This window comes from Algibacter sp. (assembly GCF_049667265.1).
Taxonomy (GTDB): Bacteria; Bacteroidota; Bacteroidia; order Flavobacteriales; family Flavobacteriaceae; genus Algibacter_B.
In genome coordinates, this window is sequence record NZ_JBATHX010000229.1 from 1 (window position 1) to 26,918 (window position 26,918).

Genomic DNA, 26,918 nt, shown 5'->3' on the forward strand with positions numbered 1-26,918 from the left:
GGAGTGAGCAGTCGTCAAAATAAAGCCTTAGATCATTTTTTATATAAACGGGTTTTTAAGAATGCCAAAGTTATCTTACTGTCTAAACATCTGTTTTCAGATATCAGCAAATATGTAAAAGTAGAAAATGTGTATTATTGCCCAAATGGTATTCCAGAAATAAGCTTAAAAGAAAGCAATTCAAATTTTAAAAACGAAACCGTTCAATTATTATTTTTATCAAACCTTATAGAGTCAAAAGGGGTTTATGTGTTATTGGAAGCCTTATCTATTTTAAAAAGTAAATCGATTAAATTCTACTGTAATTTTGTAGGTGGTCTTGGAGATATTAAAGAAGATGATTTTATTAATAAAGTGAATTGTTTACAATTACAGGATTTCGTTAGCTATTTAGGAAAGAAATTTGGCGAGGAAAAAACCGCTATTTTTAACAGTTCAGATATTTTTGTACATCCAACCTATAGTGATTGCTTTCCCTTAGTGCTATTAGAGGCGTCACAGTTTAAGTTGCCCATGATTTCTACTTTTGAAGGAGCAATTCCAGAAATAATAGAAGACGGTTTAAATGGATTTTTAGTTGCAAAAAAAGATAGTTTAGCTTTAGCAGAGAAATTGGAAGTTTTAATTAACGATGAAGCTTTAAGGGGAACCATGGGAACAGCCGCTTATAAAAAGTATATGAATGCATACACCCTTTCGAAGTTTGAAAAAAACATGTGTTCCATATTAAAATCTATTAACCCTAATTAGAATCACGGATGCTGTTAAATTTTAATGTGTTTACAAAATCGTTATCGGATATAGATTTAAATTCTGTACGCATTATTAACACCATAAATCCACACAGTTATTGCATAACAAAAAAAGACAAAGCCTTTGAAACCGCTTTAAAAAATGCTGATGTATTACTTCCAGATGGTGTAGGCATTGTATTGGCTGCCAAAATATTGAATAAGAAACGCATCCAAAAAATAGCAGGTTATGATGTGTTTATGCACTTAATGGCACATTTAAATACCACCAAAGGCACTTGTTTTTTTCTAGGCGCTTCCAATGAAACCTTAGAAAAGATAAAGAAAAAAACAACCGTTGAGTATCCAAACGTAAGCGTGCATGCCTATTCCCCACCCTATAAGACGCAATTTAGTGAAGCAGATAGCAAACAGATGTACGAACAAGTGAATGCTGTAAAACCTGATGTGCTGTTTGTGGGTATGACGGCACCCAAACAAGAAAAATGGGTGGATACCTTTAAAGATCATTTAGATGCTAACATTATTTGTTCTATAGGTGCTGTGTTCGATTTTTATGCAGGCAACGTAAAACGCTCCAGCCCATTCTGGATTTCGTTAGGACTGGAATGGTTACCTCGTTTTTTAAAAGAGCCCAGACGTTTAGCTGAACGGAATTTAATATCTACACCCAAGTTTTTATTGGAAATATTCAGTCATAAATTGTTTCATCGTGGCATTTTATAAAGCCTCCTAATACAAACCACTATAAAACTTACCATGGTTTGCGCTATACCGTAATTAACTTATAAGAAGTTAGTTATTTTTCCGACACTTGAATTACCCTCTTATTAAGTACACATAAAGGCATAAATATAGATTCATCGATATAATGTGATGGATTAACTATTTTATAGGGTTCAAATTATAATTTCAATTACTATTGTAATGCTTACGCTAACTATTAAATATAAAATAGGGTGACATAGTACCCAATCATTCTTTTTAAATGTCGTGTTTTTGCTCAATGGATTTAGGTTTAAGCATACACCAAACAAAGTATTATGATAAAAGAATTCCTTAATAATTTTGATGTCACAGCCCATTTAGAGCTTTGGCTATTAAGCACTTTTTTATTAGCCTTGTTTATTGCCTATCGTTCGTATGGGCCCATTATGTATATTGCTATTAAAAAACATCTGATGGACAAACCAGACGACAGAAGTGTCCATACCAATAGCACCCCAACACTTGGCGGGGTTGGTATTTATATCAGTTTGGTATTGGTTATTTGTTTAGCTGGGGTTGTTTTAAATTCAAAGAGTCTTTTAGTGCTAGCAGGTGGATTAAACATCCTGTTCTTTTTAGGCTTGAAAGATGATTTATTAGTGCTTTCAGCACGAAAGAAATTTTTAGGCCAGTTGATTGCTTCCTTTCTTTTTGTGACTATAACTGATATTCGGATCCGTGGGTTTTCTAATATTTTCTCGGTGGAAGTATTGCCGTATTGGGTATCTATAGGTTTTACCGTATTTGTATTTATCTTAATTATCAATGCCTATAATTTAATAGATGGTATTGATGGATTGGCTGGCTCTATAGCCTTGTTGGCTTCCTTAGTTTTTGGTTGGTTATTCTATCGTGTTAATTATATAGGATCTGCCACGCTTACCGCAGCATTGGCTGGTGCCTTACTTCCATTTTTAAGATTGAATGCTTCCAAAAAGAACAAAATATTTATGGGCGATACGGGCTCGTTGATTGTTGGTTTTATGCTCGCGGTTTTTGCGGTGAGTTATATTTCGTATGTGCAATCGAACACCCCTATTGGTGCTAAAGATAGTTCGCCTCTTATTGCCTTGTCTATTTTATTTTTCCCCTTAATGGATACCCTCCGCATATTTTTTGTCCGCATATTTATTTATAAAACCAGTCCGTTTTTAGCCGATAAGAATCACATACATCATCGCCTATTAGATTTGGGCTATTAGCATTTGAAAGCCACAGGAATTATTGTAACAATTAATTTAATCGTAATTGCTGCTGCTTTAATTTTGAGGCCTTTAGAAATTCATTTACAGTTAATGCTACTTCTAAGCATTGGTATATTTCTTTTTTCTATCCCCGCTATGATAAAAAAAAAGACCATAAATACCACTAAACTGAAGTTTTTAAAGTTAAAACTACAACTCTATCTCAACAATTTTTAGAAGCAGATACTTTTGCTCTTGCACATTTTCCAACTATATTTGTTTTTTACATAAATACATTCGCCATTAATGAAATTTAGAGTTTTAATTATTTTAGCCTTAATCCAATTGCAATCCTGTGTATCTAAAAAGGATGTTCTCTATCTTCAGGATGCCAATACCATAGATGCCTCGGCAGTATCGTTTTCTGAAACGCGCATTCAGGCCAATGATATTTTAAAAATAAACATAGGTTCCTTAGTTCCGGAAGCAGCAGTCCCTTATAACAAAGTAAGTTCTGGAATGGTGCAGGCTACCAGTATCGATATCATGAAACTTGAAGGCTATGTGGTCTCACAAGAGCAAAGCATACAATTACCTATTTTGGGCGTTATTTCAGTAGCAAACAAAACAACCGATCAATTAGCGGCTCATATCAAAACCCTACTGGAAGAAGGTGGCCACTTGAGTAACCCAACGGTGGATATTAGATTGCTGAATGCCAAGTTTACAGTTTTGGGCGAGGTTAATAGCCCCGGCACTTTTAATTATACAGAAACCAACATTAACCTATTACAAGCCTTGGGCTATGCAGGTGATTTAAGTATTAACGGCAAACGAGACGATGTGTTAGTGATTAGAGAACTGGACGGCACCCGAAAAATAAGCCATATTAATTTGAATTCAAGCGCGTGGTTAACTAGCGATGCTTACCAAATTAAACCCAACGACGTGATTATTGTAAATCCGAATACGCGCGTTATTAAAGGTTCAGGCGTGGTTGATACGGGTACGTTTTTAGCCTTGGCCTCCTTAACGCTTAGTGTAATCATTTTATTAACTAGATAACAATGCAGCAACCCAGCCCACAGAACCCTTTTTTTTCTGACGAAGAATCAAACATAGATTTAAAACATGAAGTGCTTCGTTATCTACGCTATTGGCCTTGGTTTTTAGTGAGTTTATTGCTCTTTTCTTTTGCTTGTTATTTTTATTTACGCTATGCACCTAAAATTTATCAAACTTCGACAAAAATCAAAATATTGAATGAAGGTAAAGGTTTGGAATTACCATCCTCTGCCTTTGTATTTAATCGCACAAATATCAATCTGGAGAATGAAATAGAAATCCTCACCTCCTATCGCATTCTGGAACAGGTAGCATCGGATTTAAATTTGACTTCTATATTTTTAGAGGAAGGAAAGATTCAAACCACACAACGAGTTCATTTACCTTTTAAGTATGAGCAAACCATCCCTGTTGATAGTATTACTAAAAGCATGGCCTATAAAATAGTTGCCACTAAGACTGGGTTTGAAATCACAGATATGACAACTAACTACAGCTTAACCGTTGCCAATCACGATACCTATGCCATTGACCATAAACTGCCATTCCAAAATAAAGTTGAAAATAAGGCACAACTTAAAGACGCTTTAAATAAAACTTTTATTTTAAAACTAGTCCCTCTAAAAAATGCCGTGTTGGGTTTAAAAGCTAGTATTAATATTGAACCTATTGGAGAAAATAGTCATTTGTTACAACTCAGTATGAAAGGCGAAAGCCCAGAACGCTCTGAATTGATTTTAAATGCGGTAGTTGCTGTATTTAATATGGATGGGGTTAATGACCGACAACAGGTCTCTAAACGCACCTTGGATTTTATTGACGATCGTTTTATGTTTTTAGCACAGGAACTGGACTCGATAGAAGTCGATAAAAAAGATTTTAAGCAGGATAACAATTTGGTGTATCTAGAAGCGGATTCTCAGATTAGGATGGAGCAACGACAACAGTCGGAAGAAGAAGTTTTTAGAGTCGAAAACCAATTAGCGGTATCTCAACTTATCATGGATGCCCTAAAAGGCGGCAGTAGCCAAAGTGAGCTCTTACCTGCCAATGTAGGTATAGAAAATGGGAACGTGAATTCCTTAATACAGGATTATAATACCGCTGTTTTAGAAAAAGATAAATTGGTAAGTAGTGGAGGCATCAATAATCCTGCAGTCCTGCTATTAAATTCTAGATTAAGTGATCTACGAGGCAATATTAACGGCTCTTTAAATTCGTATAAACAACAATTAAGCCTCTCGCAACAACAGCTTAAAGCTCGAAACAATCGTTTTAAAGGTGAGGTTTCTCGATTACCAGAAAAGGAAAAATTATTACGCGCTATCGAGCGTCAGCAAAAAATAAAGGAAAGCCTCTATTTATTTCTCTTACAAAAACGTGAAGAAGCCTCTATTAATTTAGCCATTACAGAACCGGCGGTAAAAGTGGTGGAACATGCCTTGTCGGGTTCACTTCCTATTTCGCCAAAACGAAATGTGTTTTATGCGGGATCTATTTTGGCAGGCTTGTTAATACCATTTGGCATCTTGTACCTCCTATTTATGTTGGATACCAAATTGCATGGTAAAAAAGATATTGAGCAATTTACATCCACCATTCCGGTAGCTGGAGAAATACCGAGTATTAAAGCAAAAGACAACCTTGTTTTTAGCAATCCGAACGACCGTACCGGTTTAGCCGAATCGTTCAGGATATTAAGTTCTAATGTGAAATATATGCTGCCACAAGATGATACTGCCAAAGTGATTTTCTGCACATCTTCAATTAAAGGAGAGGGAAAAACGTTTGTGAGTTTAAATTTATCCTTGTCCTTATCGAGTTTAAATAAAAAAGTATTGATCATTGGTGCCGATTTACGCAATCCGCAATTGCATAGCTATATGAATATCGATAAAAAAGAAGCAGGGCTTTCTAATTATTTGCATAATCCTGAAAAAGATTGGAAACAATCGCTCATAAAAGGGTTTGAGAAACACCCGAATCATGATACCTTAATTTCCGGAAGCTTGCCTCCTAACCCAGCCTATTTGTTAACCAATGGACGTTTTGAAGCTTTATTGGAAGAAGCTAAAACATTATACGATTATATAATTGTAGATACAGCGCCAACTATTTTGGTAACAGATACCTTATTAATTTCGCAATTAGCCGATGCTACCTTATATATAGTTAGAGCTGATTTTACTGAAAAGAATTTATTGGGGCATTCGGTTGAATTGTATAAAAACAAGAAACTAAAAAATTTAGCCTTTGTGATTAATTCGGTTGGTAATTCTGGAAAGTATGACTATAATTACGGCCATAAATATGGATATCACGAAAGTTGATGGTATTTGGTAGATGGCATTTACAATACTAGTATAGTGTTTCTATGGCGTGTTTTCTGTTTTACAAACAACTCTTTATATATGCCATACTGCATAGGTTTTTAGACCCACCTTTTTAATCTAAATTTTGAGAGTTATTGCCATCCCACTCAACTGATCCTATTGGTATATTCAGAACTAAACAATAGCATTGGATAGAAAGAAACCTTGGGAATCAGTTTATGAAACTTGATACATTGAGTCCGTTGTTGTTTAATAAGTCTGTTTATAAATATCGGATTAACAATCTCAAGATTTTGTGCTTTTAATTCCAAAAAAGGCAACTAATCAATTTATAGTTGTTGAATTACACTTACTTTCCGATACAAAAATTAGCAAAAATATTCCCTAACAAATCATCGTTAGTAATCTCACCAGTTATTTCGCCAAAGTAGTATAAAGCCTGACGAATATCAATGGCTAATAAATCGCCAGATAAACCAGATTCTAAACCATCCTTTACTTTATCAATTTCTTCAAAAGCTTTTAATAACGAATCATAATGACGAGAATTGGTTACAATAGTATCGTTATTTCTTAACGCCCCAGTATTAACAAAACTTAAAAGTTTGTCTTTCAACTCCTCGACTCCTATGCCTGTTTTTGCGGATAACAAATGAATTTCTGGAATATCATTCTTCACAAATTCAATTTGTTTTTCATTTAACTTATCAACTTTATTAGCGATAATAAGTAATGGCTTAAGCGGATATTTATTCTTAATTTTTTCGACCTCAATTTTAAAGGAATGCACAAAAGATTCATCTTTAAAATTGGTGCTATCAGCAATAAAAATAACCACTTGAGCTTGATCTATTTTCTCGAAGGTTTTTTTAATGCCTATACTTTCAACCACATCTTTAGTTTCTCGAATTCCAGCAGTATCAATAAACCTAAAACCTATGCCACCTATCGAAATTTCATCTTCAATAGTATCTCTAGTGGTTCCTGCAATGTGCGAAACAATAGCGCGCTCTTCATTCAACAAAGCATTTAAAAGCGTTGATTTCCCAACATTAGGCTCGCCAACAATAGCCACAGGAATGCCGTTTTTAATCACATTACCAACCGCAAAACTATCTATTAAACGCTTTAACACAAATCGAATACGCTCTACCAAATCTTTAAATTGACTTCTATCTGCAAACTCCACATCCTCTTCTGCAAAATCGAGTTCTAATTCTATCAAAGACGCAAAATTTAAAAGTTCCTCACGAAGTTTAGCAATTTCACTTGAAAACCCACCACGCATTTGTTGCATGGCAATTTGATGAGACGCTTCATTATCACTAGAAATTAAATCTGCAACAGCTTCAGCTTGACTTAAATCTAACTTAGCATTTAAAAACGCACGAAGTGTAAACTCACCAGCCGTAGCCATTCTACAACCCTTTCGTAAAAATAGTTGGATAATTTCTTGCTGTATATAATTGGAACCATGACAAGACACCTCCACCACATCTTCTCCTGTATAAGAATTAGGATTTTTAAAAATAGACACTAACACTTCGTCTATAGTTCGCGTGCCATCCATAATATGTCCTAAATGAATGGTATGCGTTTTTTGGACGCCTAGCGTCTTTTGGCTTTTTACAGATTTAAAACACGAATCTGCTATAGCAATAGCATCATTTCCAGATAGTCTAATTACGGCAATAGCACCTGCACCAGATGGTGTTGCTAAGGCTACAATAGTGTCTTGATTTATCATGCCACAAAAATACTAAATTTGAAATGCTAAACGCTACAACTTCCAACACAAACATTTGAATTTTAATTTTAATTGAATACTTTCAAATATTTATTACTTACTAAATTGTAGATAAGCTTGAAAACCAGAAAAAAAATCACCATTCTATAAGTAATTTCAACTTTTTTTGACTTTTTTCAGTTTCGCTTATTTCGTTGTTAAATTATTGATTATCAAATATTTAATATAAATATATTATGCGCGCATAGCATGTTGTTTGTCGCTAATTTCACCTAAACAATTAAATTATCGGTGACCTCCTACTTAATTGTGTGTCAAAACATTAGATAACTATTAAGAGTCCTTTATTAATAAATATCCTAAATCAAAGCAGTATAAAAACAGTAAAATGAAAATTATTGAATCCTATTTATCAAATCAAATTATAAAGTCCGTTGAGAACCACATAGGATCTATTTTTTTCTTTAATCATATAGCTGTTGTAGAACTCAATGAAGGCATTCATTTTGATTTAAGTAATGCATCCTTGATAATTGATGAACTAAATTCTTATTTCGGCAATTCACAACCTTATGGTGTTATTACAAATAGAATAAACTCCTATTCCGTAAACCTAATAGACACACCCTTGTATAAAAAATTAGCCAAAAACTTATATGCTTATGGTGTTGTGGGCCATGACTTAGCCGGGAAAATGAACGCAGAAATGGAGAATGATTTTTGCGTTTCTGAAAAAGTAGATTATGATACTATTTATGATGCCATTAACGAAGTTTACGAAAAAGTAAAAAACAGCGGTTCTTTTTCCTTAAACTAAGTAAATACCATCCGTTTTAATCTCAATCAAACGCTTTTTATATAACGTTCCAACAGCCTTTTTAAAGTTCTTTTTGCTCATTTGCACGGCCTCTTTAATGGCTTCTGGGCTCGATTTATCAGTTAAGTTTATATATCCGCTATTATCTTGCAACTCTTTCATAATCCGGTCAGCATTCGGTTCAATATTTCTATAACCAACTTGCCCTAAAGCAATATCTAGCTTATTCCCAGGTCGGATCTTTTTAACAATCCCTTTAAGCTTATCACCAATACTTAAATCTCTAAAAATACTGTCTTTGTAAATTAGCCCCATGTGCTTTTTATTTACAATAACATTCATTCCAATATCAGACGGATGCGACACAATTAAATCAACTTCATCAAACTCACTAACGGTAAGCTCGTTATTATCTAAAAAGCGGTTGGTTTTACTCGATGCTACTAGCCTATCAGTCTTTTCATCCAAATAGCAATGCACCAAATACCAGCCACCTTGCTTCATTTTAAAAGCTTGCTCGCTAAACGGACAAAACAATTCCTTCACCAAACCCCAATCTAAAAAAGCACCATAATCGGTAATTTGGTTACAACGCAATAAAGCAAATTCGCCGCGCTTAATGTAGGGCATATCGGTTGTCGCAACAGGGCGTTGTTCATTATCTAAATACACAAAAACCTCAAGCTTTTCCCAAATTTTAAATGTCTCCGGAACATAACGATTTGGCAATAGCACTTGGTTATCCTCGTCATCAATCAAATAAGCACCATGCTCAGTTTCACGAAGTATTTCTAATGTATTTATTTCACCTAATTTTATCATGCCACAAAGGTAACATTTTTTCAATCTTAAGCTAAGTTTAAAATCACCCAACTTTAAGCAATATTTTTTATGTTTTTTGGGCGCAACCCCTCCTTAGGTCGGCGTCGGGCTATCCGTTACAAGTCCTCGCACCTCCTGAGTCGGGCTGTGGGCTATCCACTACTATCCCTTGCGCACTCCATTGCAGCGTCATTTTTCGAAATAAACGTTTACCCAAATCTCAAAGTAAGGCACAAAAAAAACGCTACAAAAATGTAGCGTTTTAAATTATTTATGTGAGTTGATTATTTGTAAACCGACTCTTTTTTAAAGTGCTTTGCAAGTAAATAGTAAACCACCGCTCTATATTTATTACGGTTTGATTGTCCGTATTTATCCATAACAGCAGCAATACCTTTATCTAAATCAGCGCCATCTTTTAAACCTAATTTTTTAATTAAAAAATTATTTTTAACGGTAGCTAATTCTGATTCGTCAGAACCCGAAACTGTCGATGCGTCCTTGTTGTAAATTGAAGGTCCGCAACCAATAGTTACTTTTGTTAAAAAATCCATGTCTGCGTTAACTCCGCATTTGTCTTTTAAATCTGCAGCATATTTTGCAATAAGCTCATCTCTTTTACTCATAATGATTTCGTTTAATGTGTTAGAAAATAAATTAAATTGATAACTGTTCTAAAGATAACTAATTTTTAGACACAATAATTATCAACAAGTCACAATCTTACTTTACAAATTCAAAGTATTTTAAAAGCACTTCATCATTTATTTGCTTTGGTGTAAAAATTTCTAAAAGTTTTGGTTGCTTATCTTCATTGTAAAAAGATTCTAAAGCTGTTTTAAGTGCCTCCTTATCTTTAGCTGCTTCATATTTAAAACCATACATATGGCATAAATGCTCAGCAGTTAATTTATGGTTGGTTTCAAAATAGGTGTCGAAATTCTCCGTATCCTTATGTCCTGGCAGAATTCTAAAAATACCACCACCTTGATTGTTTACAACCACAATTCTGAAATTTTTAGGAATGTAATTATTCCAAAGGGCATTACTATCGTAAAAGAAACTTAAATCGCCTGTAATTAAAACCGTTGGTTTCTCTGTGGCAACGGCGCATCCAATGGCTGTAGAGGTGCTTCCATCAATGCCGCTAGTTCCCCGATTACAAAACACTTCAATACTTTTTTGAATTTTAAAAAGTTGTATGTACCGAATGGTCGAGCTATTTCCTGATTGTAAAATGTAATTTTTAGGAATCGATTTTAGCACATACTTAAACGCCAAAAAATCAGAAAACGGAATTTCCAACATGTACGCTTTATGCCTTTTGGTTCTGTGTTCTTTAACAGCCGTCCATGTCGCCTTGTAATTACTTTTTACAAAATGTGTGACCCTTGGTAAAAACGCCTCGAAAAAAGCATTAGGCGTGCTTTTAAAGTGATTTTCCAAACAAAAAAAGGTGTCATTTGCCTTTTTAGTATCAATATGCCAATGGTGTTTGGGTTGGTATTTTCGTAAAAATTGTTTAATCTTTTTCGATACGATTAATCCGCCAAAAGTGACTAAAATATCAGGTTGTAATTGTTGCTTTTCTTCATCAGTAAGTGGCGCTATCAACTTATCTATACTTGGGAAAAAGCTAGGATGGTTTAAATTTGATGTTGTTTCAGTTAATACAATCACGCTATCATCTTCTGCCAATTCATCCAACCATTTCTGCTCCAATTGGTTTGGTGCATTTACACCAACTAAAATCATTTTCTTTGTAGCAGAATTCCAATCCTCAAAGCAAGATTCTAATAAATAGTCTTCAATATTTTCAGGTTTTATAGTTACCTCAATAGTTTTTGGAGATAAACTTAATGTATCAACCGTTTCATAAAGTGGTTCATCTAAGGGCACATTAATATGAACAGGGCCTTTTTTAATACCAGCAAAATTAATAGCAGCATTTATTTCTTCCTCATTATGCGTTTGAATATCTTTTTGTAAACCAAGTAAGCGCTCAAACTTACTTTCCAAATTTTTCATTATTGGAAGCTCCTCATGGCTTGGCACTTGCTTTTCATCTTTTAAATCCAGCTTTAAATTAGCTGAATATAAAATATGCTTTTCAAATACGTTTTGCTGATTTATAGTTTGCCCATCGCCTATTCCAATTAAATGTTTGGGTCTGTCTGCCGAAATTACCACCAAAGGAATATCGCTAAAAAAGGCCTCCGAAACTGCTGGATAATAATTCAACAAAGCACTTCCAGAAGTACAGATTATTGCTGTAGGTTCATGCAATTGTTGCGCCATACCAAGTGCAAAAAACGCTGCACAACGCTCGTCAACAATACTATAACAATTAAAAAAAGGATCGTTAGTAAAACCAATGGTTAAGGGCGCATTTCTACTTCCTGGTGAAATTACAATATGTTTAACACCTTTGGATTTACAAAGTTGAATAACGGTTTGGGCAAGCGGAATTTTCGGGTAAGTCATGTGGCAATTTTGTTAAGCAAAAATACAAAATCACCTAATAAAAAGTCCTTATAAAACAGATTTAATAACTAACGATTTTGATACCGTTTCGGCCCACTCACTTTCAGTATTAGAGGCTTCCGTAATGCCTCCGCCAACATATATCAAAGCCTGTTTATCTTTTAGTTGCATACAACGCAAATTCACATATAATTGCGTGCTTTTGCGTGTTACAGCATACGCTCTATTTTCAATATTGCGTTTGCTAGATCGTGGTGCAATAGTTGTTTCACAATTTAATTCGCCTAAAAAACCTGTGTAAAATTCGCGGTTATAATTTTCATGTTTTAAAATGAATTGTTTCGCTAATAGTTTTGGTAATCCGCAAACTGCTGGTGTTGGGTGCAAGGCTTCAATAACATTTTCTAGAAGTGTATTTGGTTTTAGTTGCGCCGAAATCATGGTTTTTAAATGCACTAAATTTCCAGCTTTTACGGTTTCAACATCCGAAATTTTATAGTTTTCAATCGATGGTTTTAAATGGTCAATTATAAAATCGGTTACAAACTGTTGTTCTTGCTTTTCTTTGTTTTGCCAAACCACATCCAAACTGCCATTATAATCCTGCGTGCCCGCCAATGCCATAATTGAAAACCGGTTGCCTTCAATTTTAATTAAAGTTTCTGGCGTTGCACCCAGCCACAACCCTACTTTTGGGTGATACCAACAATATACAAATGCCGACTGATACTTATTTAAAAGACGCTTAAAAATTTTAAATGGGTTGTCGTCATCAAGATTTACGCTTTCGCAACGAGATAAAACCACTTTCTTTAAGTCTGAATTATTAATTGCTTCCACGCCTTTTTTTACAAGGTTTAGGTGAACTATTTTTTCTTCATTCGAAATAGCATCACTTTCTAATGGAATTCCTGTTTTTTCAAGATTATCAATAGCGTCTGAACAGGTCATACTTTCAGAAAGAATGTCAGGAATTAAAACCGTTTTTTCAATAGCATCAAAGGGCGAAAAAACGAATCCTGTTTCTATAAAATCTTTCGTAAAATGTAAACTAGTATCTTTTTGTAAACGCGCCGAAACTTCATTTTGATTTGGTTTTCGATACGCTACAAATGGAAGTTGATTATTAAAATGCGCTTCAATACGCTGAAAAAATTCGTTTGAAGTCATGCTTACTTTTTAGGTAAAGAAATGGTAGATAATTTACAGATAGAAATTAAATTATCAGCTTCATCAGTTACGCGAATGTCCAACAATTGTGTGGTTCTGCCTTTATGTAAGAATGTAGCTTTTGCAAACACATAGCCTGCTTTGATACTTTTTAAATGATTTGCAGAAATTTCAATACCTCTAACAAAAAATTTATCGGTATCAATAAATAAATGCGACGCAAAACTACCTACGCTTTCTGCCAAAGCAACAGTTGCGCCACCGTGCAACACACCATCTGGCTGGTGCACTCTAGAATTTACTGGCATTCTTGCAATTAAAAAATCATCACCAAAATCTATCATTTCAATTTGTAGTGTTTCCATTAAGGTGTTTTTACAGGCTTTATTTGCTTGTTCCAAAACCTCTTTTTTCGATAATTGCATAAAATATTCTAATTTACATAGGGACTGTAAAAGTACGAATTGTAGTTATAATTGTAGACATAATTAAAGAGATTCCTGATTGCCAAAAATTAAATTCCCCATTTATAACTTCAATTACCTAAATAAAAGTTAAAATGGACAATTAAGACCAGGAATGGGTTCCAGTTTTTAAAATAATCTTATTTTTATAAAAATTTTTAAATGTGTTCTAGAAACAAAATCAGTTTCCTAATAATATGCTGATTACTGCGCGTGGATATGAGAACACTTTAAATAAAATCACCTATGACGAACAATATTTTAATTGAGGATCAATACAGCAGAACGCCGTTATTCGATAAAGAAAATGTCAATTATTTAGTAAACGTATTAAAGCGGTTTAACACGGTACCTAAATTATATAACATAAATATAATTACCTCAACTAGTCAGCCTGATGTATTTAAAATTGTGCCAAACGAATCCATTATAATTGGGGCATTATTTTTAAGAAAACCTGTTTTAGCATTGGTTTATTTGCGATATGGTATTGAATGGCAACTTTGGTATAAAGCCTTAGGAAATAAAATAAATGATATTGCTTTATGCGATGTGGCTGCCTATAAAGTGACTCGAATATTCTATCAATTATTACCTAAAGAAGACAAGGAAAAATTAAATAATCTTAATTATATTTTAATTGATTTAATAAAGAAGGAAGCTGAAATAAATGCTGATTCTTTATTGAAAAACACAGAACTTCAAGCGTTTCACGGATTAGAAAGCAAGAATAAAGTATTTAAAGAATCATGGAAACCTATTATTGAAAATTTAGCCAAACCAACTGAATATTTATTAATGGATGGTGGCGATCTTAGATTGAATATTGATGAAGTGGCTCTGTTAAATAAATATGGATGCCGACCATTTCCAAGACCTGATGCCTTTACTTTTGCTTCATCGACAGCAACTAGTGTTTCTAATTTTGCTTTCGATAAAACCGATAAGGTTAGAAGCATCTTAATTAAAAATAGCTTGAAAAATGGGTTTAAAAATGCAACCATCGAGTTTTCGGAATTGCTAAAAAACAACCTCAAGAAAATATTTCAATTAAATGATGAAAGTCAAATAATCTTTTCTCCTTCAGGAACAGATTCATCACTTCAAATTGCGGCCATTACTCAAATTGTTACTAAAAAGGACATTACGCATATTCTTGTGGCTTCTGATGAAACAGGAAGCGGGATTCCGGCAGCATTAAAAGGTTGTCATTTTGAAAATAACACCGCGCTCAACCATCCTATTACAAAAGGCGATAGAATTGAAGGTTTTAGAGATGTTGATTTAATTAAAGTGCCTTTTAGAGATGAAAACGGCGAATTAAAAACAACCGCTCAATTAGATAAAGAAGTTTTTACAGCCATTACAGAAACCAGTAAATCAGGCAAACATATAGTATTACATGTTATGGATCATTCAAAATTAGGCTATCAATCGCCTAGTCAAAAAATGATGCAAGAATTAGAGGCGCTAAAAGATGTATCCATTCAAGTTATTATTGATGCGGCACAACTTAGGTTGGACCCTATTGATATTCAAAATTATTTAGAGAAAGGCTATATTGTTACCATCACAGGAAGTAAATACTTTACAGGACCTCCTTATGCAGGTGCATTAATTCTGCCCGAAAGTGTAAATGAATTAATTCTTTCAGTAAAAAATACCTTGCCAGCAGGTTTAACTAAATATTACAATCGTTCCGATTGGCCAACTTCATGGTTCTGCTCCAAAGATTTATCCGACGGGTTTAATTATGGTTCCTATATGCGTTGGAATGCTGCCATTGTTGAAATGGATAGATACTACAAAACGCCCATTCTATATAGAAATATGGGGATTGAAATGTTTTGCAATTTTGTAGAAGATTCTATTAAAGATGCGGCCTTTTTAGAACCTATTTATGGCGATGCAGCACGCGCTAATAATTTTAATAATCAAGAATTCGGAATTCGGAATATCCGAACCATTTTTCCATTTTTTATTCTTAAAAACAACGAGGCCTTATCCGTTGAGCAAGTAAAACAACTCTACACCTTGTTAAATTCTGATTTATCAGATAAATTTGAAGGAGCATCCATAGAAACTATGAGGCTTGCCGGACAACGATGCCATATTGGGCAAGCGGTGAATGTAAAATATGGAAACGGTGTACAAAGTGCTGTTTTAAGAATTAGTTTGGGTGCAAGAGTGCTTTCAGAAAGTTGGGTAAATAGAGATATTAGCCTCTTTTTTAGAAACATAGAAACCCAAATGAATCAAATTACTATCATTATTAAAAAGATAGCCTTGATTTTGGATACGCCTGATTTGTTAGATTAAAGTTGTGGTTTAAGGCAATACGTAGCTTAACGAAAACAATGTAATCTTGATTTTGAATGCATTTCGACTTCGCTCAATGTGACATTTTAATCCAAAATTGACTTTTCAGACAGTTGTTAAGTCGTTTTCTGTAAATTTTTATTTTTTTCCTTTAAAATGGCAAGTTGCTTTTCTAAGAAAGTAATAACACGATCCGTTTTATGGCTCGCTTTTGTTGCCACTTCAACAAACTCTTTTTTAAGCGTTTCTTTACCCGAAGTTGCAGTTTTGGTTAAATCGTCTTTAACTTCTTTAGCATCACTTACAAACTGTTCCTTAATTGCTGTTGCTTCTTTCTTTAACTTGTCTCTTGTGGCACTACCCTTTTCTGGTGCCAACAAAACACCAATAGTGGCGCCAATGGCTGTGCCTGCTAATATACCTAGAGTTATTGTTGCTTTATTTATTATCATTTTTTTCTTGTTTTAAATGAGTTCTATTTATATGTAGCAAAACTTACTGAATTGTTACAGACAAAGGGTGTTGCGTATTTGCTAAATTGAATAGAATGAGCCAATTGAGTATTATAATTTAAAATTCTTTTGTTTTAAACCAATACATTCTCCAAATTAGAATCCACACAGAAAATACCTGAAATTCGTGATTCACTAACAATGCTAATCATATCGATAGTGGTCATTTTAGAATCGACGCTAAAAATATTGACATCGGCGTTTCTATGCATTTTTACATGGTTCAAAATTTCGCCTTGCTTCACATTAATATTAGTTTTATTTGGAAACCTAATCATGGTTTTAAAACTTTCAAGATCTGATTCTGAAAATTTTAAATCAGGATTATTGTCTATTATAAAAGCATCAATAGTTCCCTTCCAATTCTTGCAAATTAAAAGGGATAAAAGCGTTGATAAATCATTATGCCCAACGTTAAAAGTTTCTTTCCAATTGGTTGGAATATCGGTAAGCCATAAATTGATGTTTTTTTCTATAGCAAGACTCGCTGTGGAATATGGTATATAAAGAATCATTCCGAAATTATTCTTTTTAACATCCATTATAAGCTGGTTATAGTAGTCCAAATTAACATGTCCGGTATCAATAGTCGCAAAAATTATATTAGGCTTAAAAAATGCCGCGTTAAGCGATTGCATACTAATGTTGATAGTCGTATTCAACTCCTTATTTTCAACAAACGCATACGAAACCGAAATACCGCTCTCCTTATATTTCTGTGAAGCATTATTCAGAAATAATTCTATGTTTTTCTGTTCTTCCGGATTTTCATGAAAAATGGATAGTATTTTAATGGATCCTTTTGGGAAAACAATGGAATGAATAAGCTTATAAGAACTTCTTATTTCTTTAGGCATAGACATAGGAATTAGAAGATCTGGACGCCAAGACCTCACTTCTTTTTGCGGACTTAAATCGCTTGATTTTTTTGTAGCCCACTCAGCAAGTGCAGTAAAAAGTCCACTCCGAGAATCGCCTGCCTCAGATTTCAATTTTAAATTCACTAAATAAAAGTAGAATATAAAAATGAGGATAAGCGACGTTAAAGCTACAATAACATTAATAACAAACATGATGACTATAGAGCCGAATGCACCCAAAGCTGGAACAATAAGCGGCACTTTTAATGTAGGTCTGTAACTCGGCAAACCTAATAACTGTTCAACAAGAACCACAATATTTACCATGGCATAAGTAATCATAAAAAACATGGTAAGAATGGGTGCAATGGTATTTAAATCGCGCAATGAAATACCAATAAAAACAATAACCGCTGTAATTAGCATAGAATTTATAGGTTCTCCTTTTTTTGAAGTTTTAGACAGCTCTTTGCTCTTGGGTAAAATACCCTTTTCGGCAAGTGCTAACATAATTCTAGGTGCGCCGATAAATGACCCTAAAGCTGAAGATAGTGTCGCTCCTAATAAGCCTGCAAGCACAATAGGACTATAAAGCGCCTTATCTATAAATAAATTATAGTTTGATGTCATTTCATCTGGAGTCGCTAATAATGATGCCACAAAAATTAAACTGATGTAAATTATGGTTGTTAAAATGACTGCGGAAATTGTGCCTTTTGGAATACTTTTTCTTGGACTTGTTAAATCACCAGACATATTTGCTCCAGCCATAACACCCGTTACTGCTGGAAAAAACACAGCAAAAACCACCCAAAATGAGGTGCCACTAAAATTATTTTCGATGGATCCAGGATAGGTTCCAAACAATTGGAAATCATAATTTAAGTCGTTCACGAAAAGCGCCCCGTAAATAGAAATTAATGACAAACCAATAATCCCTAAAATAACATACTGAATTTTAAAAGCAAAACTAGTACTTATAAAAGCCACCGCCATTACCACAGAAAAAATAATAACATCGAGCATTAAATGGTTTAAATTAGGCAAAATAGAAACCAATCCTTCTCTAAAACCGAATACGTACATGGCTACTGCCAGAGCTTGAGCAATATAAAACGGAATGCCAATAGCACCTCCAATTTCCAATCCTAAAGATTTTGAGATAATACTAAATGCACCGCCAGTTCCAATACGAACATTGGTTGTTATTGAAGATAAACTCAATGCGGTTGTTAAAGTTATGGCCACCGATATTAAGATAATACCCAATGCTCCAACAATACCAGCATTGCCAACTACCCATGGCTGACGGATATACATAATTACACCAAGTATTGTTAAAGTGGTAGGTGTAAAAACGCCTGCGAAAGTTCCGAACGTTTTTTTAGTCATATTATAAGATATTTCTAACGGTTTGAAGACTAGATATATATTAGTAAGTTACAAATTTCTTGTCAGTTAATAAGAAACTTGAGTTAATATATTTTAAAAACAATTACTTTCAAAAAAGGTGAAAAATCGAATAGTTAATCTAATAAAATAAGTAATTAAAAAAAATATAACTAAATGCCTTATAATTAGTTGAAGTTTACTACTAACAAAAACAATTTTATTTACTTAAAATTTAACTTGTACGCCATAACGCTATTATGAAAAAAGGTTGGTACAAGTAAGGTTTGAGTTTCTGGAATAAAATCTATATCGGCAGCCGATATTTTTTGTTCTCTGGTATCTAAAAGCTTAACGGCAGTCCAATCTTTAGCATAGATATAAAAAATCTGACCGCTCCAACCAGTTGTTATGAAATCTCCATTCTCTAAACGTACAATACCATCAGCTTGATCAATAGCTTTAGAAAGTATTTTAAAAGTAGGATCTTCATGGTTTACTAAACCAAAAACAGATTCGGCAAAATCTGCATAATAAATACCTTTCTTTTGCCATAATAATCCGTTGAGTCTTTTTCCTTCTGGGTTTGAAGCAAAAACGGTTAAGCGTCCATTTTCTAATTTATGAATCTTGTTAGAGTTAGATCCAGAACTGTAAACAACGCCATCTGGACTTACGGTTAAATCATTTAATTGCGGATTATTTTCAATAGTATAAACCTTTGATATTTTTCTACTTTCTACGTCAATTTCTATTAAATAATTAATATCGTTTACGAACAATTTACCATTATAAAGCCCCAATCCTTTTGGTGCGTTAAGACCTTCTAGCCATTTTAATTCGATTATTTCTCCTTTAGTATTTATTGTTGAAATGAAGCCATTATTATCTTTTTCCCATGGGCCATTATTTACATTAGATACATAAATAGTTTGCGAGGCTTTATCAAATAAAACCGATTCGCAAGTAGTCAATAGAGAATCTGTTTGCCAAATTAATTCTAAACTTGGTTTTTTAATCGTTTTAATAACTTCGACCTCTTTGGGTTGTGCTTTCTTTTTTCCACAAGAAAAAATAAGACTTAAGCATAAGCAACTCAATACGATGTATTTTAAATTCATTTGAAAAGATTTTAAGTCATTTATCACATCTACGAAATTATTGAAATTATAATACTAAACCAATTACAAATCTTTTTTATAACGCTTTATCATATCGTCTCTTGATTCTGGATCTTCTTTAGAACCTAATTGATCTTTAAGCATTTTTCCCATGGTTGGAAAAGATTGACTTTCAATTTGCGCAGATGCATCCCATAATTTAGAACGCATAAAGGCTTTAGCACAATGTAGAAAGGCTTCTTCGACTGAAACTACTAAGCAGGCTTTTGGTGGGTTTTGGCCTTCTGAAAATAAGTCTAAATGTTTAATGTCAGTACTTAAATAAGCACTTCCATTAATACGTAAAGTTTCATCAATTCCGGGAATTAAAAATAATAATCCGATGCGCCCAGTTTCCACAATATTTCCAATACTATCTACCCTATTATTGCCTTTAGAATCAGGAATTATAAGTGTTTTATCATCTATTACTTTTACAAATCCAGGAACGCCACCTCTTGGTGAAGCATCTGCCTTGCCTTCGTTACTGGAAGTAGACATGACAAAAAAAGGTGAATTTTTAATAAAATGTATGCCGTGTTTTTCTAAATGAGATAATACTTTCTCTTTTGCTCTTCCCTTTGGGTAGCCGTATAATTCGCGAAGTTGCGCATCGTTTTCGATTTTCATAAATAGAAATTTATTATGATAATCAAATTTAACAATTTAAAATGAGAGATTTCTAACTCACTAAATGTCTTATAATATCTTTAGTAGGTAATATTTTAGTGGTATGTTCAATACTAGGACCAGCAACCCAAACAGTTTTATAAGTAGCCTTGGTAGCAGCATTTTTAGTGGCATTCATACCTATAGAAAAGCGAATCATTTTAACCCATTTTTTAAGTTTCTTATTCTTGTTTAAAACAGATTCTAACCAGGTTTGTTTCGTGCCTATTTTTTTAACATAGTCAGTATTAATTACGGTACATGGAGTTCCTGAAATACGTTCGGTCATCACAATATCTTCAGCGCCATAATCAACGCAAGCTTGTTTATATTCTTCTGTAACCCCAGCTTCAACAGATGCAATAAACGGACTGCCAACAGAAACACCATCTGCTCCATATCCCAACATTTCATCAACATCGGCCTTACATCCAACACCTCCAGCAGAAATAACCGGAATACTACAATGTGTGGTTAATTCTTTTATTAATGCCTCTGGCGATAGGTTCCCTCGATGACCACCAGCTTCATTATTAACAGCTATGACAGCATCGGCTCCTAAGCTTTCTACTTTTTTGGCAAAATGTAAATCGGTAACATCACAAAACACTTTAATACCCACTTTATGTGATTGATTGATGGTTTCTTCAGGACTTCCTAATGAGGTGATTATAAAATCGCAACCTTCTTCACAAATAACTTCTAACTGCCCTTTATACTTTACATTCGATTTATTTACAATAAGATTAAACCCAAAGGAACCTCCTTCTGGCTTTGCTGCCTTTAATTCTTGTAAAGCAACGCGTAACTCATCTAAAGTTCTATAATTTAACGCAGGAATGCAACCAGCTATGCCACCATTCATAGCTTCTTTTACCATGGCAACATTTGAAACCAAAAACATAGGGGCTTGAATAATTGGGTAAGTAATATTTAAAAGTTTAGTGAGTTTAGTATCCATTATGTAATATTGATTTCAGCAAATATAATAAATATTATGCATGCATAGTATATTATATTATTTCGTTTCTCCATTATTTGTTGTATATTTATAGTTCCCTTCTGAATTCAAAAACATTTTGAATCATTCAATTTTCTCAAAAATTGAGCAAACCTTAGATTTAATTTGATGTAGCGCAAACTCAAATTAAATGGGAAAAATAAATCAAAATAATGCTTATTTTATAAATTTAAAAAAGAGTGAGCTTTTTGATAAATTGCCTATTCCATCTGTTTTAAAACTTTTTGATATTGGCTACATTGAACAATGGCCAAAAAAAACTTGCCATTTTGGTGATAAAAATCTTCATAAATTTCATATTATTTTAGTTGGAAAAATAAAAGTCTATAATTATAATATTGAAAACGATCGCTATTTTACGCTTTACATACTTAGAGCAAATGATATGTTTGATGTATTAACCTTAATTAATGGTTATACACATAATATTTATTACGAATCTTTAAACTATAGTGAAGTTTTGTGCATTCCGCTTAATAGAATGAAGGAATGGTTAGCTGAAAACCCCATTTTTATAAAATCTATTTTAGACTTTACGTTACACAAAATGAATTATCTTGAGGAATATGTAAAGCAAATTATTATAGACGATACGCCTACCCGATTTGCAAAACTACTTATCAAATATCACAATAAACTTACAAATAAGTTAGAGGTTATTAATAATCTTCCTCATGACGAGTTAGCCAACTTAATTGGGACTACACGTGCTGTTTTAAACAGGCATATTCGTACATTAAAATTAAGTGGTATTATAAAAATTAAAAGAAAAAATATTGAGATTTGTGACATGGACAGACTCATAAAACTCATAAAAACAGATAGTTAGGTGTTAAGAAACATTTAACAGTATTTCGCACCTAGGTAACTTTTTAGTCTGAACTTCTCTACTACCTTTGACTCAATCCCAGCAATAAAATTTTATTTTTTTTAAGAACTAATTAATAATCTATATAGAAAAATATATTATTAATTAAATACGTAAAAAAATGAAAAAATTTATGATTGGTTTATTAGTTTTAGGACTCACCAACCTAACAGTTGCGCAAAATCACAGTTTTGCCCTAAATGAAATGTTACCTGAAGTAACAATTGTTCCTGCCAATTTCACTTACATAAGTAATGTTATTGATGACAATTCGCCTAGAATCGTCAAAAAAATGGAAAAAACCGCTGCCAGTTATGATGTATCGGAACATCCAAACTTTGATGAAGCAGATATTTATGCTCTCCAAGTTACTTTTCAAGAACCCCATGCTCGAATTATCGCATCATATGATGAAACTGGAAAAATTATAAAATCTTTTGAAAAATTTAAAAATATTGTTTTACCAAAAGATCTTGTTAACCAAATAATGATGCAATATCCAGGTTGGGAATTTAAATCAGACACCTATTTGGTGAAATATTCTTCAGGAGAAGAAGCTAAAAAATATTATACTATTAGACTCTTGAAAGATGATAATAAAATTAACCTAAAAATTGATCCATCAGGAAAAGTGCTTTAAAATTTTATAATTATGAATTGTCACTAGTACCGCAAATGATACTACTCAAGTTAGTTTATTTGCGGTTTTTTTATGTTCTTTTTTCTGGGATTGATTAATTTCTTCATTTTATTTATAAGAACAATAAAAACATTCTAAATCAATCCTTTATTTTTAAATACAAGTTCTATTGTATTTTTTTTATTTCAAATCCCAAATACTATGCGTGCATAGTATCTAATAATCAATTAGTTATACTTTATTCTCTTTAAAAAACTGTTAAACATCTGGTTTTATGACTTTTATCATGTTTTTATTATGCGTGCATAGTTAATTTTATCCCATAGAATTAATACTTATCTATCATGAAAAAACTAGTACTAGGTTTATTTATTTTTGGATTAACCATCCAAATCAATGCTCAAACAGTTGAATTACCAGAAACAATAATTTCTGTTAATTACAAATATTTAGCTACTGTAGACACAGATAATGTTCCTGAGCGTGTTAAAAAATTAGAAGAAGTCATGCTAAATTATAAAAACATTGAGCAGTCAGAACTTTATGATGATGAACACGATATTTATAGCGTTTCCTTTTATGTTCCAGAAGGGAAAATTGTTGCTGCTTATGATAAAAATGGAAAAATTGTAAGAACCATTGAGAAATATAAAAACATAAGATTACCGCTTGAGGTTCTGCAAGCCGTATCAAAGCGTTTTCCTAATTGGGGAATTGTTGAAGATGTTTACTTTATAAATTATAATATTGATAGCGATTCACTAAAACAGGCTTATAAAATTAAGCTTCAAAATAAAGATGAAATCATAACAATTAAGACTGATGAAAAAGGGGCGTTTATTTAATAAATCCCTTATTTGATGAAAAAAGCGCATCAATTTTATTTGATTGCGCTTTTTTTATATCAATATTTCTCTTACACAAACAAATTCTTTAGAATAATTTAAAAACTTAATCTAATCTTGAAAACGATAATAGCCACATTTCAAATAAGCACCTTCTGGAAAGCTAATGGGATGATCTGTGTCATGCTCAGTCTTTAAAACCACCTTATAGCGTCGGTTACTAAAAGTTAAAACTTGGCTATTTATATCTAAAAACTGCTGTGCTAATACTCTTGAAGAACATGAAGCTAGAACTAATAATCCGTTTTTTGCTGTTAGTTTTTCTCCTAATACTGCAAGTTGGGCGTACTTCTTTTTAGCCAATTCAATTTCTGATGCTTGTTTTGCAAAGCTTGGTGGATCAATGACAACAACATCAAAAGTTTTTTTATTCTTAATAAGGCTTTTTAATTCTTCGAAAGCATCACCGGCAATTATCTTATGCTTTCCAGAATAATTATTAAGCTTGCCGTTTTCTATGGCTATTTCTAAGGCTTGTTTACTAATGTCTAAACTCGTTACTTCTTTAGCACCATTGTACAAAGCATGAACTGAAAATCCTCCTGCATAAGAGAACACATCTAAAACGGTTTTACCTGTGCTCCACTCGCCTACTTGTTTTCTATTGGCTCGATGGTCTAAAAAATAACCTGTTTTATGGCCTTTAATGACGTTCGCTGAAAAATTAACATCGTGTTCCACAAACTCGACAACCTCGTTTTCTAAGGTTCCAAAAACCACCTCGCCATTTTCTAGTTTATGAGCTTTAGAGTTTTCTAAACTTCTACTTAATCGAAAAACAACTGTTTCTGCCTGCGAAGTTTGCTGTAAACTTGGAATAATAGTTTCTAAATAAGGCAACCAAATTTCTGAATAAATTTTAACAACTAACACCAATGCGTAAACATCAGCTATCAACCCAGGAAAACCATCATTTTCACCAAATAATAAACGGTAACTATTGGTATTTGTTTTTAATAAAGGTTGTCTTTTTGAATAAGCCTCTTCTATCTTTTTTCGAAAAAACTCGTCATTAATTTCAGCTTTCTCATGGCTGCTATGTAGCATTTTGATTCTTATAGGAGATTTAGCATCATAAAGACCTAAACCAACTACTCTGTTTTTATTTTTACTAAAAATGATTGCCAAATCTCCAGATTTTGCATCGTCGTTTATTTTAGTAATATTATTTGAAAATACCCATGGATGCCCTTGTACAACAAATTGTTCGCCTTTTGAGTTTAGTTTTACTGCTAAACGATTTGGTTTATAATTTGATTTTATTTTTGAAGAAAAAGACATGCTTTATATTTCAGGTAAAAGTAAAGTTTTAAAAACAAAAAAAACGCAACCATTTCTGATTGCGTTTTTTTTAAACTTCTAGCTTAAGTCTTCCAACTTCAAGCTTTTTTTTACTTCACTTCTTCAAAATCAACATCTTCCACATCACTTCCTTCAGCTTGTGGTTGCTCACCTGCACCAGCATCCGGTCCTGGAGCGCCACCTTGTGCATCGGCTTGTGCTTTGTACATTTCTTCAGAAGCTACTTTCCAAGCTTCGTTTATTTTATCTAGAGCTGGAGTAATAACAGCCAAGTCTTTAGACTCGTAAGCTTTTTTCAATTCTTCTAAAGCATCAACGATAGGTTGTTTTTTATCTTCCGATAATTTATCACCAAACTCTTCTAATTGCTTTTCAGTTTGGAAAATCATAGAATCTGCTTCATTTAATTTCTGAGCATTTTCAGCTGCAGCTTTATCTGCTTCAGCATTTGCTTCAGCATCAGCTTTCATCTTTTTGATTTCCTCTTCACTTAAACCAGAAGAAGCCTCGATACGAATATCTTGTTTCTTATTAGTTGCTTTATCTTCAGCCGATACCTTAATAATACCATTGGCATCAATATCAAACGTTACTTCAATTTGTGGTGTTCCACGTCTTGCTGGTGGAATATCACTTAAATGAAAACGTCCAATAGTATTGTTATCGGCAGCCATTGCTCTTTCACCTTGTAATACGTGAATTTCTACAGATGGTTGATTATCTGCTGCTGTAGAGAATACTTGAGATTTCTTAGTAGGAATCGTAGTATTTGCTTCAATAAGCTTAGTAAATACGTTACCCATAGTTTCAATACCTAAAGATAAAGGTGTTACATCTAAAAGTAATACATCTTTAACATCTCCAGTTAATACACCACCTTGAATACCAGCACCTAAAGAAACAACTTCATCAGGATTTACACCTTTACTTGGTGCTTTTCCAAAGAATTTCTCAACCGCAGCTTGTACGGCAGGAATACGTGTAGAACCACCTACTAAAATAACTTCGTCAATATCAGATTTTGATAAACCAGCTGCTTTTAATGCAGAAGCACAAGGCTCAATAGTACGTTTTACTAAATCGTCAATTAATTGCTCAAATTTACTACGTGTTAATGTGCGCACTAAGTGCTTTGGTCCACTAGCAGTAGCTGTTATATAAGGTAAGTTAATTTCTGTTTGCGCAGAAGATGATAATTCAATCTTCGCTTTTTCAGCAGCTTCCTTCACACGTTGTAAAGACATTGGGTCTTTACGTAAATCCATACTTTCTTCAGCTTGAAACTCATCTGCTAACCAATCAATAATTTTTTGGTCAACATCATCACCACCTAAGTGGGTATCACCATCAGTAGAAAGTACTTCAAATACACCATCACCTAATTCAAGAATAGATACATCATGTGTTCCTCCACCAAAGTCAAAAACCACAATTTTCTGGTCCGTTCCTTTTTTGTCCATACCATAAGCTAAAGCAGCAGCAGTAGGTTCGTTAATAATACGCTCTACTTTTAAACCAGCAATCTCACCAGCTTCTTTAGTAGCTTGACGTTGGCTATCGTTAAAGTAAGCAGGCACAGTAATTACCGCACGAGTTACCGTAGTTCCTAAATAATCCTCAGCCGTTTTCTTCATTTTTTGAAGAATCATAGCCGATAATTCTTGAGG

At 33.3% G+C, this 26,918-nt stretch carries 23 protein-coding genes; 10 read left to right on the forward strand and 13 right to left on the reverse strand.

Annotation, left to right across the window (positions count from 1 at the left end; genetic code table 11):
* The 5 genes from WBN21_RS08465 to WBN21_RS08485 all read left to right on the forward strand — a co-directional run.
* Window positions 1–750: glycosyltransferase (locus tag WBN21_RS08465; protein ID WP_424199307.1), on the forward strand; the 750-nt coding region annotated here is incomplete at its 5' end.
* An 8-nt stretch (window positions 751–758) separates the two neighbouring features.
* Window positions 759–1,478, forward strand: a complete 720-nt coding sequence (locus tag WBN21_RS08470; RefSeq protein ID WP_424199308.1) for a WecB/TagA/CpsF family glycosyltransferase — start codon at window positions 759–761, stop codon at window positions 1,476–1,478.
* Window positions 1,479–1,795: 317 nt separating this feature from the next.
* The gene (locus tag WBN21_RS08475; protein ID WP_424199310.1) at window positions 1,796–2,722 is read left to right on the forward strand and encodes an MraY family glycosyltransferase; all 927 of its coding nucleotides are present in this window, start codon (window positions 1,796–1,798) and stop codon (window positions 2,720–2,722) included.
* Window positions 2,723–3,010: 288 nt separating this feature from the next.
* A complete protein-coding gene (locus WBN21_RS08480) occupies window positions 3,011–3,769 on the forward strand; it encodes a polysaccharide biosynthesis/export family protein (RefSeq protein WP_424199312.1) in 759 nt (252 codons plus the stop codon).
* A 2-nt stretch (window positions 3,770–3,771) separates the two neighbouring features.
* Window positions 3,772–6,099 carry a GumC family protein gene (locus WBN21_RS08485; RefSeq protein ID WP_424199314.1) on the forward strand — a complete coding sequence of 776 codons (2,328 nt, stop codon included), beginning with the start codon at window positions 3,772–3,774 and terminating at the stop codon, window positions 6,097–6,099.
* Window positions 6,100–6,451: 352 nt separating this feature from the next.
* Here WBN21_RS08485 and mnmE read toward each other — a convergent pair whose 3' ends face one another.
* On the reverse strand, window positions 6,452–7,849 hold the full coding sequence (gene mnmE / locus WBN21_RS08490; protein WP_424199316.1) for a tRNA uridine-5-carboxymethylaminomethyl(34) synthesis GTPase MnmE: 1,398 nt from the start codon (window positions 7,847–7,849) through the stop codon (window positions 6,452–6,454).
* 388 nt (window positions 7,850–8,237) lie between these two features.
* Between mnmE and WBN21_RS08495 the strand changes: the two genes are divergently transcribed.
* Window positions 8,238–8,666 carry a hypothetical protein gene (locus WBN21_RS08495; protein WP_424199318.1) on the forward strand — a complete coding sequence of 143 codons (429 nt, stop codon included), beginning with the start codon at window positions 8,238–8,240 and terminating at the stop codon, window positions 8,664–8,666.
* Here the strand turns inward: WBN21_RS08495 and WBN21_RS08500 are convergent.
* From WBN21_RS08500 to WBN21_RS08520, 5 genes are all read right to left on the reverse strand, one after another.
* The gene (locus WBN21_RS08500; RefSeq protein WP_424199320.1) at window positions 8,658–9,488 is read right to left on the reverse strand and encodes a CvfB family protein; all 831 of its coding nucleotides are present in this window, start codon (window positions 9,486–9,488) and stop codon (window positions 8,658–8,660) included. The two genes, WBN21_RS08495 and WBN21_RS08500, sit on opposite strands and share 9 nt — an antisense overlap.
* A gap of 284 nt (window positions 9,489–9,772) precedes the next feature.
* A complete protein-coding gene (locus tag WBN21_RS08505; RefSeq protein WP_424199322.1) occupies window positions 9,773–10,114 on the reverse strand; it encodes a DUF2853 family protein in 342 nt (113 codons plus the stop codon).
* Between the two features lie 97 nt (window positions 10,115–10,211).
* A complete protein-coding gene (gene menD, locus WBN21_RS08510) occupies window positions 10,212–11,972 on the reverse strand; it encodes a 2-succinyl-5-enolpyruvyl-6-hydroxy-3-cyclohexene-1-carboxylic-acid synthase (protein ID WP_424199324.1) in 1,761 nt (586 codons plus the stop codon).
* A 48-nt stretch (window positions 11,973–12,020) separates the two neighbouring features.
* Window positions 12,021–13,142 (reverse strand): chorismate-binding protein, encoded by a 1,122-nt coding sequence (locus WBN21_RS08515; protein ID WP_424199326.1) that lies wholly within the window; start codon window positions 13,140–13,142, stop codon window positions 12,021–12,023.
* A gap of 2 nt (window positions 13,143–13,144) precedes the next feature.
* Window positions 13,145–13,567 (reverse strand): PaaI family thioesterase, encoded by a 423-nt coding sequence (locus WBN21_RS08520; protein WP_424199328.1) that lies wholly within the window; start codon window positions 13,565–13,567, stop codon window positions 13,145–13,147.
* A 285-nt stretch (window positions 13,568–13,852) separates the two neighbouring features.
* Here WBN21_RS08520 and WBN21_RS08525 point away from each other — a divergent pair, with 285 nt between their 5' ends.
* On the forward strand, window positions 13,853–15,925 hold the full coding sequence (locus tag WBN21_RS08525) for a hypothetical protein (RefSeq protein ID WP_424199329.1): 2,073 nt from the start codon (window positions 13,853–13,855) through the stop codon (window positions 15,923–15,925).
* Between the two features lie 116 nt (window positions 15,926–16,041).
* Here the strand turns inward: WBN21_RS08525 and WBN21_RS08530 are convergent, their stop codons facing one another.
* The 5 genes from WBN21_RS08530 to WBN21_RS08550 all read right to left on the reverse strand — a co-directional run bounded on the left by WBN21_RS08530 (window position 16,042) and on the right by WBN21_RS08550 (window position 21,476).
* Window positions 16,042–16,377, reverse strand: coding sequence for a YtxH domain-containing protein (locus WBN21_RS08530; protein WP_424199331.1), 336 nt, complete (start codon window positions 16,375–16,377; stop codon window positions 16,042–16,044).
* 134 nt (window positions 16,378–16,511) lie between these two features.
* Window positions 16,512–18,689 (reverse strand): amino acid permease, encoded by a 2,178-nt coding sequence (locus WBN21_RS08535; RefSeq protein ID WP_424199333.1) that lies wholly within the window; start codon window positions 18,687–18,689, stop codon window positions 16,512–16,514.
* Between the two features lie 221 nt (window positions 18,690–18,910).
* Window positions 18,911–19,807, reverse strand: coding sequence for a hypothetical protein (locus WBN21_RS08540; RefSeq protein WP_424199335.1), 897 nt, complete (start codon window positions 19,805–19,807; stop codon window positions 18,911–18,913).
* 63 nt (window positions 19,808–19,870) lie between these two features.
* Window positions 19,871–20,476 (reverse strand): pyridoxamine 5'-phosphate oxidase family protein, encoded by a 606-nt coding sequence (locus tag WBN21_RS08545; protein ID WP_424199336.1) that lies wholly within the window; start codon window positions 20,474–20,476, stop codon window positions 19,871–19,873.
* A 52-nt stretch (window positions 20,477–20,528) separates the two neighbouring features.
* Window positions 20,529–21,476 carry an NAD(P)H-dependent flavin oxidoreductase gene (locus WBN21_RS08550; RefSeq protein ID WP_424199338.1) on the reverse strand — a complete coding sequence of 316 codons (948 nt, stop codon included), beginning with the start codon at window positions 21,474–21,476 and terminating at the stop codon, window positions 20,529–20,531.
* A gap of 190 nt (window positions 21,477–21,666) precedes the next feature.
* On the opposite strand from WBN21_RS08550, the gene WBN21_RS08555 reads away from it, so the two are divergent.
* The 3 genes from WBN21_RS08555 to WBN21_RS08565 all read left to right on the forward strand — a co-directional run bounded on the left by WBN21_RS08555 (window position 21,667) and on the right by WBN21_RS08565 (window position 23,889).
* A complete protein-coding gene (locus WBN21_RS08555; protein ID WP_424199340.1) occupies window positions 21,667–22,365 on the forward strand; it encodes a Crp/Fnr family transcriptional regulator in 699 nt (232 codons plus the stop codon).
* A gap of 160 nt (window positions 22,366–22,525) precedes the next feature.
* The gene (locus tag WBN21_RS08560; protein WP_424199342.1) at window positions 22,526–23,044 is read left to right on the forward strand and encodes a hypothetical protein; all 519 of its coding nucleotides are present in this window, start codon (window positions 22,526–22,528) and stop codon (window positions 23,042–23,044) included.
* A 344-nt stretch (window positions 23,045–23,388) separates the two neighbouring features.
* On the forward strand, window positions 23,389–23,889 hold the full coding sequence (locus tag WBN21_RS08565; protein WP_424199344.1) for a nicotinate-nucleotide adenylyltransferase: 501 nt from the start codon (window positions 23,389–23,391) through the stop codon (window positions 23,887–23,889).
* A gap of 111 nt (window positions 23,890–24,000) precedes the next feature.
* On the opposite strand, the gene WBN21_RS08570 is transcribed toward WBN21_RS08565, so the two are convergent.
* Window positions 24,001–25,230: a class I SAM-dependent rRNA methyltransferase gene (locus tag WBN21_RS08570; protein ID WP_424199346.1), complete on the reverse strand. Its 1,230-nt coding sequence runs from the start codon at window positions 25,228–25,230 to the stop codon at window positions 24,001–24,003.
* Window positions 25,231–25,340: 110 nt separating this feature from the next.
* Window positions 25,341–26,918, reverse strand: a 1,578-nt coding sequence (gene dnaK, locus WBN21_RS08575) for a molecular chaperone DnaK (protein ID WP_424199348.1), incomplete at its 5' end; no start/stop codon positions are given.

Bases quoted from the DNA above. Each gene is read 5' to 3' on its own strand.
- WBN21_RS08470 (WP_424199308.1), top strand. From the start codon at position 759: ATGCTGTTAAATTTTAATGTGTTTACAAAATCGTTATCGGATATAGAT.
- WBN21_RS08475 (WP_424199310.1), top strand. From the start codon at position 1,796: ATGATAAAAGAATTCCTTAATAATTTTGATGTCACAGCCCATTTAGAG.
- WBN21_RS08480 (WP_424199312.1), top strand. From the start codon at position 3,011: ATGAAATTTAGAGTTTTAATTATTTTAGCCTTAATCCAATTGCAATCC.
- WBN21_RS08485 (WP_424199314.1), top strand. From the start codon at position 3,772: ATGCAGCAACCCAGCCCACAGAACCCTTTTTTTTCTGACGAAGAATCA.
- mnmE (WP_424199316.1), bottom strand. From the start codon at position 7,849: ATGATAAATCAAGACACTATTGTAGCCTTAGCAACACCATCTGGTGCA.
- WBN21_RS08495 (WP_424199318.1), top strand. From the start codon at position 8,238: ATGAAAATTATTGAATCCTATTTATCAAATCAAATTATAAAGTCCGTT.
- WBN21_RS08500 (WP_424199320.1), bottom strand. From the start codon at position 9,488: ATGATAAAATTAGGTGAAATAAATACATTAGAAATACTTCGTGAAACT.
- WBN21_RS08505 (WP_424199322.1), bottom strand. From the start codon at position 10,114: ATGAGTAAAAGAGATGAGCTTATTGCAAAATATGCTGCAGATTTAAAA.
- menD (WP_424199324.1), bottom strand. From the start codon at position 11,972: ATGACTTACCCGAAAATTCCGCTTGCCCAAACCGTTATTCAACTTTGT.
- WBN21_RS08515 (WP_424199326.1), bottom strand. From the start codon at position 13,142: ATGACTTCAAACGAATTTTTTCAGCGTATTGAAGCGCATTTTAATAAT.
- WBN21_RS08520 (WP_424199328.1), bottom strand. From the start codon at position 13,567: ATGCAATTATCGAAAAAAGAGGTTTTGGAACAAGCAAATAAAGCCTGT.
- WBN21_RS08525 (WP_424199329.1), top strand. From the start codon at position 13,853: ATGACGAACAATATTTTAATTGAGGATCAATACAGCAGAACGCCGTTA.
- WBN21_RS08530 (WP_424199331.1), bottom strand. From the start codon at position 16,377: ATGATAATAAATAAAGCAACAATAACTCTAGGTATATTAGCAGGCACA.
- WBN21_RS08535 (WP_424199333.1), bottom strand. From the start codon at position 18,689: ATGACTAAAAAAACGTTCGGAACTTTCGCAGGCGTTTTTACACCTACC.
- WBN21_RS08540 (WP_424199335.1), bottom strand. From the start codon at position 19,807: ATGAATTTAAAATACATCGTATTGAGTTGCTTATGCTTAAGTCTTATT.
- WBN21_RS08545 (WP_424199336.1), bottom strand. From the start codon at position 20,476: ATGAAAATCGAAAACGATGCGCAACTTCGCGAATTATACGGCTACCCA.
- WBN21_RS08550 (WP_424199338.1), bottom strand. From the start codon at position 21,476: ATGGATACTAAACTCACTAAACTTTTAAATATTACTTACCCAATTATT.
- WBN21_RS08555 (WP_424199340.1), top strand. From the start codon at position 21,667: ATGGGAAAAATAAATCAAAATAATGCTTATTTTATAAATTTAAAAAAG.
- WBN21_RS08560 (WP_424199342.1), top strand. From the start codon at position 22,526: ATGAAAAAATTTATGATTGGTTTATTAGTTTTAGGACTCACCAACCTA.
- WBN21_RS08565 (WP_424199344.1), top strand. From the start codon at position 23,389: ATGAAAAAACTAGTACTAGGTTTATTTATTTTTGGATTAACCATCCAA.
- WBN21_RS08570 (WP_424199346.1), bottom strand. From the start codon at position 25,230: ATGTCTTTTTCTTCAAAAATAAAATCAAATTATAAACCAAATCGTTTA.